We start from the raw sequence: 6,156 nt of genomic DNA on the forward strand, positions 1-6,156 counted from the left end.
GCAAAAGGCATTATATTTTTAGTGCCAACATGAAAAATAGTGCAGAGGAGTCAAGCATGAAAGCAACAACATGGATTTTCGTGGCGATTTTCGCCATACTGGCTGTCATATTCGGGATGATGTGGATCGGTTCAGCGAACAAATCCAAAGAGCTTGCCCGCAGTAATGATGAGTTGACAAAGTTATATGAAAATTCGACTGTCACGCTCAACGAGATCCAAGGCAGCCTCGAAGAAATGGACAAAGACCTTACCGGTCAACTACTTACTAAGGAAGAAAAACCGGGATCTACTCCCGAAGACCGTCGTGCGCGGGTCGTGAGCAGTATTGCCAACATGCGCAGCCAGATCGAAGCTGACAAAAAACGCATTGCCGACCTGGAACGCCAACTGGCAAAATCCAAGGGGCAACTTTCCAGCATCCAAAGCATGATCAGCAAACTCAAGTCCTCCGTGACCGACAAAGAGAAGATCGTAAATGAACTCGAAGGACGCCTCGGCGATCTTTCCAAGACTTTGGCAAGCGAACGTCAGCTCTCTCAGGCAGAGATCAACCGCCGCGAAGCTCAGATCAAGGAAAAACAAAGCCTGATCGAACAACAGTCCACCGATATGAACCGCATGTACTTTGTTTTTGGCACCAGAAAGGAACTCATGGACAGGAGCATCATCGATCGCAAGGGTGGCTTGCTCGGAATCGGCAAAGTGTCCACGGTGCATACTGGATTAATATCCGAGAAATTCACCGAATTCAATCTCCTGGACAACCAGACCATATCATTTCCCTCCACCAAAAAAGGCTATGCGATCCTTTCAAACCACGTAGCCGCGTCCTATCGCGTGGAGAAAGTCGATGGTCAAAACGTTCTTACCGTGATCGACCCCGAGATGTTTAGAAAACAGAAATTCGTGGTGATCGAACTATTGTAATGTTGCAATACGCTAACTAAAAAAAAGCCACCTTCAACGGTGGCTTTTTCATTTTTATTCGAAGTGTTTGAAAGCGGCGTATAGCATTCTGCCGCCGGCAAAGCCAAACAGTGCTTGCAGCATGTTTGGAACCAGTTCCGCGATTGCACCCGCCAAGCCGGATTGGGGAAGCAGCCAGGTGCCAAAGAAATATACGACCACCATGACGCTCACTCCGATAGCGGGAAAAAGAAAGGTGTAAAGAGCTTTCTTGCCGTGGCCAAAGCCGCAGAGCAAGCCTTCCAAACCCTTGGCGATCAAGGTGATCGGAGCAAAGATGGGAAAGCCGATCAAATCTGCGATGGCGGATCCGACTCCACCGGCAATCATGCCGACTTTCTTGCCGGCATAGAGACCGGCAAAAACCACGACCACGTCGCCAAAGTTAAAATATCCGCCTCCGGGGATGGGAATGCGGAACAAGAGAGTGCCCACTGTGACCATCACAGTGAGTCCGACCAGGAAATACCATTTCATTTCTTCTCCTTCAAATGACAGTGTAGGATGCGATTATCGATCATTTCACCCTTGAGCCGGGCTTCGCTAATGATAAAATACATCAACGCCAGCACCCGAGCCAGGGTGGATGTGAATCTATGTGTGAAGCCGGGCTTGGCAGATTGCTCCAGCGGGATCATGCTTTGGTGAAAGAGGATCTCAGCATGGGATAAAAACGCAGCGTCGTAGAGTATCTTGCCCAAGATCAGATACTTGGTGCGTCCGATACCGAGATTCAGTTTCAGAAGATCCGCATAGGACAGTAGCGAAAACACAGCATGGATAAAGAGCACCGTATTGAGCAACAACAAGATGCGTGCAGAACCAAAGTTCAGCCAATAGGGGATTGAACCTGCCGATCCCGTGGTCGTTTTTAAGCCGACAAAACCAAAGATCAGATAGACCGCCAACATGCTGATGGAAAAAGACACCAGCAGCTTCAGCTCTTTCAACAGGTGTTTCAAACCGCGGCGGAGGATCATGATCAGCGCGAGGATGCCGAAACAGAACAGTTGCACGAGGATGTTATTTAATAGTAGGATGCAAAAGACGACAATGAAAATGAGCAGTGCCATCAATGCGATAAACAGTTTAATCATGCTCGGCATCCACTTCGCTTAAGCCCTGACGGACAGTTTTGAAACAGATTCTGCGCGCACCGGGGATGACACTCTGATGACTGGCAAAAACGATGCAAACCGAATGTACGGACACTCTCTCGATGATATCATGCAAACGTGGAGATTCATCGATCATGACCAACGCCGGGCGAGCTTCTCTTTGCCTAGCAAGATCAAAGCTATCAAGCAGATAGTCTATCATCTGGTTTTCGTTGTTGATCTGCCGAGGCGGTTTCTGCAAAGCGGCATAGGCTTTGACGCTGAAAAGCTGGAGTGCCGATTGCTGTTCGAAATAGAGCTGATAAACGGGATTGACCGAGTCAAGCGCCTGCGGCACAAGCAGCTTACGCAAAAATGAAGTCTTCCCGCTGCCGTTATCTCCATGCAGGTGAAAGATATCGCCGATGCCAAACCAAAGCTCCCGTCTCACATCGAGATCAAAGCCCTGCCAAAGGGAATGGCTGCCGGTCGGGATCATAAACATCAGCGGGATTCCAGCAGTATCTGCTTGCGGGAGGAAAACATTTCTATGAGATCCAAAACCCCTTCTCGCCTGACGGGATCGAGGTATTTGAGCAGATCGATGAAGAGGATTCTCGGTGCTGAGGAGTGGATTGCCAAAAGGAACATGAGGATCACTTTCTGTCCGCCGGAGAGTTCTGAGACATCAGTATTGAAGGTAATATCGCACCCGCTGAGGCTTGCAAACGACTTTGTAAGCTCTTGGATAAGAGAGGCATGGATGTTATAGACGATCAGCTCTTCAAGCAGCTTTCCGCCTGAGATCAAAGGATGATCGGCATCACAGATGAGATAGTCTTTGGCGCGGTCGCTCAGCAGTAGGTTTATCATGTTTAGTGGCGGAGAGTCAGGGATTCGAACCCTGGGTACCCGTAAGGATACAACGGTTTTCGAGACCGTCCCGTTCAACCGCTCCGGCAACTCTCCGTCTCATTGTCTTTTTTGTCTGAAAAATTCGCTTAATAATGTGGCGCAGGTGCTTTCCATCACCCCTCGAACGACCAATGGATGATGGTTAAAACTTTTGTCCGCCAGAACGTTATAGACCGAGCCAACCGCTCCCGCCTTGGCATCGGAAGCCCCGAAAACCAAAGTCCCAAGCCGCGCCCAGATCAAGATCCCGGCACACATGATACAGGGCTCCAAGGTCACGTATAAACTGTATTCGTAGAGATACTTGATTTTTTGAGACAGGATTTTGTCAACAATCAATTTTTCCGCGTGCGCCAGAGGGTTCGAAGTCTCTCGAGTGCGATTGTGGTCCACATGGATCAATTCACCGTTTTTGACCAATACCGCCCCGACGGGGATTTCATCTCTCTCCCGCGCCAAAAGCGCTTGCTGCAAGGCTTTGTCCATCCAGTATTCGTGATCGGTGATATTCATGGGTCAAAAATGCTTCGAGCCCCTGTGGTGTCAAGTAAATCAATGCCGATGCTGCGGATGGGTATGCCTGTTATAGAGTCTCACTGAATTCTGCAAATCGTATCACATTGGCTGCAAATCGGCTAAACCCGAATATGGCGAGTATCACCATTTCTGCAAATGAGTATCACGATTTCTGCAAATAGAGTTTCATTGAATTCTGCAAACGGAAAGTCACAATATCCTGCATACAAGTGGCTTAGGATATTAGAGAACTCAAACTGATGGTTTGGGCTGTTATCGCATAAGAATATCACGAATTCTGCACATGAGTTTTCAACATGCTTCTGAAGATGCACTTATGCGTTCATCTCCTTAATCAGGTATTATCTGGCATCATCGCAGTTCTTATACTATTGTGCAGAAAGGACTTGACCACGGTTGCTACTGGTTCTATGTAGAACCCATAAGTTAACAGTCGGGTAACCGAGAAGGAGATCAAGATGACCAAGCAAAAGAAAGGCATGACACAGCTCGAGGAGATGGTGAAATCAGGCAGCCAATTAGTTCTGATGAGAGATGATGGTACGGAGCATCCAGTTGAATCTCTGGCAGAGAAGGCAGGGATATTGAAGTTAGGATCGACCATGAGAGTGATCGAGATGGAAAAGACTGGGTTGGATGGATCGGAGAGTGATCAGGTTGAAGATGATCCATACGCTAATGAGTTTCACTACAAGAGCTGGTGGAATCAGTTCCGGGGACCCTGGCTGCAATCGGAGAAGATGACCGAGGATGAGATCAAGATCAAAGCCGACGATGCCTGGGAATGCAGCGATTATAAGGAGATGATCAACCTGATGGCTGAGTTGATCTGCAGGCTCGAAAAGAAGAGATAATCGGTATCTTACTTACTTATTAACCCGGTTTTGCCGGGTTTTCTTTGTTACTCCTGGTTCATCTACCACAGTCTCTCATCCTTGATTGTGATGCGGGCAACAGTGATAATCTGTGATTTATCGGAATGAATACGAGATAATTCTCGATCCAGATCCGATATGCGCTGTTTATCTCTGAGTTGGTCTTCAAGGCTTTTTTTCTTTCTTTCTCTTTCCTCCACACGATAGATATAATAAAAAAAACACAGTAATATAAAAGTAATCATAGCTCACCTCATAGAATAAGCTAATGATGTTTCACTTATCCGCAACCTGACAATGCATCATTTAGCTAGGGCAAGGAGCTTATAGAGAGGATCAGTGGCAGTATAGACCTGGCTGATCCCAATTCAATGCGTAACTAATTCCATTGCTTGAGGTTCCTGATAAACCCATAGGTCGTGCCAAGGGTGCTTCTTGGGGATTTGCAAAACGTAATCTCAAAGTCACAGCACCAGTTTGCGGGTTTTCAGATAGTATCTCAATCGAGAAGTTACAATCTGCCCAAGATTGATCAATCCCGGGGTTAGACCACTTCGAAAACACTCTGTTGTATCCCATGGAGAAGCCGTCATGAACATCTCCAAAAGCATCGCCTCGCAGATCGCTTTCTTCGATTGAGTCCCCCTGATACCATCTATTTGTACCGCCCTCACCACGATCATTGAGACAATAGTACCTACCCCAATTGCCTGTGTTACCATATTGAAATCTGCCACAATAATCTCTTTCATCATACCCTCTAGGGTTTGGGATGGATTTTTGAATTCTGATATTGGCTGGCAAGTCAATGCTATAATTGGGTGATGGAGACAGATTATGTGAAAAGTTCCACCTACCGTCAGCTGACAATACATTTATGCACCCGTCGTAAAACCCGTTAGGTTCTGGCAAGTTAACATTGCTATATATTTCACTAGATTCAATATATTCGTTGTTACTTCTGTTGATCGCTCTGTACACGTAAATACCTTTTCCGTACGCTGTGTCAAGTTCTGGATCAAGTCGCTGGCGATTCTCTATAACGTAGAAGCGGTTTGGACTACTCGTGGGTATCTTCAATGCAGTAAAATTTGTCATGTAATCTGGAAGAGTAACGATTTCATCGGAAGCTACAGTGTTATAATTCATCCAAGTTAGCTTCTCCCTCTCCCATGCATTCATCCCCCAAATGGATGTACCCCATCCGACTTGATTTGCACTTAAAACTGATAGTCCGGCCAATCGCCCATTATGTCCATAAGGAAAAAGAGCGTGAGCCAATTCATGTAAACAAACATGGGTAATTCCATTAAACCCACTTTCCCTCATCCCTCCTTGAGCTGAGCCCCGTCCCCAGCCACCAATCTTCACTGGTTGACCCAAGATCATGTCTTGGCTCGTGTAATCTGGTATGGGTGTATAACCAGTGTAGTTAATACTCGGAAACATGTCACTTAATCTAAATCTATAGACTATGAAAACCCAATCTACGTACCTGTCAGCATCAGTGGATGGATTTTCATAATAGTCATGGTCATATGGGGTATTTGTTTTCCAATGATCATACTGCGCGTAATCAATCAATGGGTCCATTTGAGCTAAGGTAGTGTCTCAAAGGTTGGTGTAATACAAGATTTATATTGACATGCCATAAATACTGATTATATTGTCTCATATCTAAACTTAGAAGGAGTGAGAAATGGGACGACCTAAGCAGAGCTTGGATTCATGCACATTGGAAGCCATTGAGCAATCAATATCAGC

General features: G+C 46.3%; 8 protein-coding genes and 1 tRNA gene. 2 read left to right on the plus strand and 7 right to left on the minus strand.

Going from position 1 to position 6,156, the window contains the following annotated elements; genetic code table 11:
• The first annotated feature begins 56 nt into the window (after positions 1–56).
• Entirely contained in the window at positions 57–929 is an 873-nt protein-coding gene (locus Q8M98_06080; protein MDP3114330.1) for a hypothetical protein, read from the plus strand.
• A 54-nt stretch (positions 930–983) separates the two neighbouring features.
• Here Q8M98_06080 and Q8M98_06085 read toward each other — a convergent pair whose 3' ends face one another.
• The 6 genes from Q8M98_06085 to tadA form a co-directional block, all read right to left on the minus strand.
• Positions 984–1,445, minus strand: coding sequence for an ECF transporter S component (locus Q8M98_06085; protein MDP3114331.1), 462 nt, complete (start codon positions 1,443–1,445; stop codon positions 984–986).
• On the minus strand, positions 1,442–2,065 hold the full coding sequence (locus tag Q8M98_06090; GenBank protein ID MDP3114332.1) for a hypothetical protein: 624 nt from the start codon (positions 2,063–2,065) through the stop codon (positions 1,442–1,444). The genes Q8M98_06085 and Q8M98_06090 overlap by 4 nt, the downstream gene beginning before the upstream one ends.
• Positions 2,058–2,570 carry a hypothetical protein gene (locus Q8M98_06095; GenBank protein ID MDP3114333.1) on the minus strand — a complete coding sequence of 171 codons (513 nt, stop codon included), beginning with the start codon at positions 2,568–2,570 and terminating at the stop codon, positions 2,058–2,060. Before Q8M98_06095 ends, Q8M98_06090 begins: the two co-directional genes overlap by 8 nt.
• Positions 2,570–2,938: a hypothetical protein gene (locus Q8M98_06100; GenBank protein MDP3114334.1), complete on the minus strand. Its 369-nt coding sequence runs from the start codon at positions 2,936–2,938 to the stop codon at positions 2,570–2,572. Before Q8M98_06100 ends, Q8M98_06095 begins: the two co-directional genes overlap by 1 nt.
• A 6-nt stretch (positions 2,939–2,944) precedes the next feature.
• Positions 2,945–3,034: transfer RNA gene (locus Q8M98_06105), tRNA-Ser, on the minus strand.
• A gap of 3 nt (positions 3,035–3,037) precedes the next feature.
• Positions 3,038–3,493: a tRNA adenosine(34) deaminase TadA gene (tadA, locus tag Q8M98_06110; GenBank protein MDP3114335.1), complete on the minus strand. Its 456-nt coding sequence runs from the start codon at positions 3,491–3,493 to the stop codon at positions 3,038–3,040.
• Positions 3,494–3,975: 482 nt separating this feature from the next.
• Between tadA and Q8M98_06115 the strand changes: the two genes are divergently transcribed.
• A complete protein-coding gene (locus Q8M98_06115; protein ID MDP3114336.1) occupies positions 3,976–4,371 on the plus strand; it encodes a hypothetical protein in 396 nt (131 codons plus the stop codon).
• A 357-nt stretch (positions 4,372–4,728) separates the two neighbouring features.
• Here the strand turns inward: Q8M98_06115 and Q8M98_06120 are convergent, their stop codons facing one another.
• Positions 4,729–5,985 (minus strand): hypothetical protein, encoded by a 1,257-nt coding sequence (locus Q8M98_06120; GenBank protein MDP3114337.1) that lies wholly within the window; start codon positions 5,983–5,985, stop codon positions 4,729–4,731.
• Positions 5,986–6,156: the final 171 nt, after the last annotated feature.

Source organism: Candidatus Cloacimonadaceae bacterium (assembly GCA_030693415.1).
In the GTDB taxonomy this organism is placed as follows: Bacteria; Cloacimonadota; Cloacimonadia; order Cloacimonadales; family Cloacimonadaceae; genus JAUYAR01.

Bases quoted from the DNA above. Each gene is read 5' to 3' on its own strand.
- Q8M98_06085 (MDP3114331.1), bottom strand. From the start codon at position 1,445: ATGAAATGGTATTTCCTGGTCGGACTCACTGTGATGGTCACAGTGGGC.
- tadA (MDP3114335.1), bottom strand. From the start codon at position 3,493: ATGAATATCACCGATCACGAATACTGGATGGACAAAGCCTTGCAGCAA.
- Q8M98_06115 (MDP3114336.1), top strand. From the start codon at position 3,976: ATGACCAAGCAAAAGAAAGGCATGACACAGCTCGAGGAGATGGTGAAA.
- Q8M98_06095 (MDP3114333.1), bottom strand. From the start codon at position 2,570: ATGTTTATGATCCCGACCGGCAGCCATTCCCTTTGGCAGGGCTTTGAT.
- Q8M98_06080 (MDP3114330.1), top strand. From the start codon at position 57: ATGAAAGCAACAACATGGATTTTCGTGGCGATTTTCGCCATACTGGCT.
- Q8M98_06100 (MDP3114334.1), bottom strand. From the start codon at position 2,938: ATGATAAACCTACTGCTGAGCGACCGCGCCAAAGACTATCTCATCTGT.
- Q8M98_06120 (MDP3114337.1), bottom strand. From the start codon at position 5,985: ATGGACCCATTGATTGATTACGCGCAGTATGATCATTGGAAAACAAAT.
- Q8M98_06090 (MDP3114332.1), bottom strand. From the start codon at position 2,065: ATGATTAAACTGTTTATCGCATTGATGGCACTGCTCATTTTCATTGTC.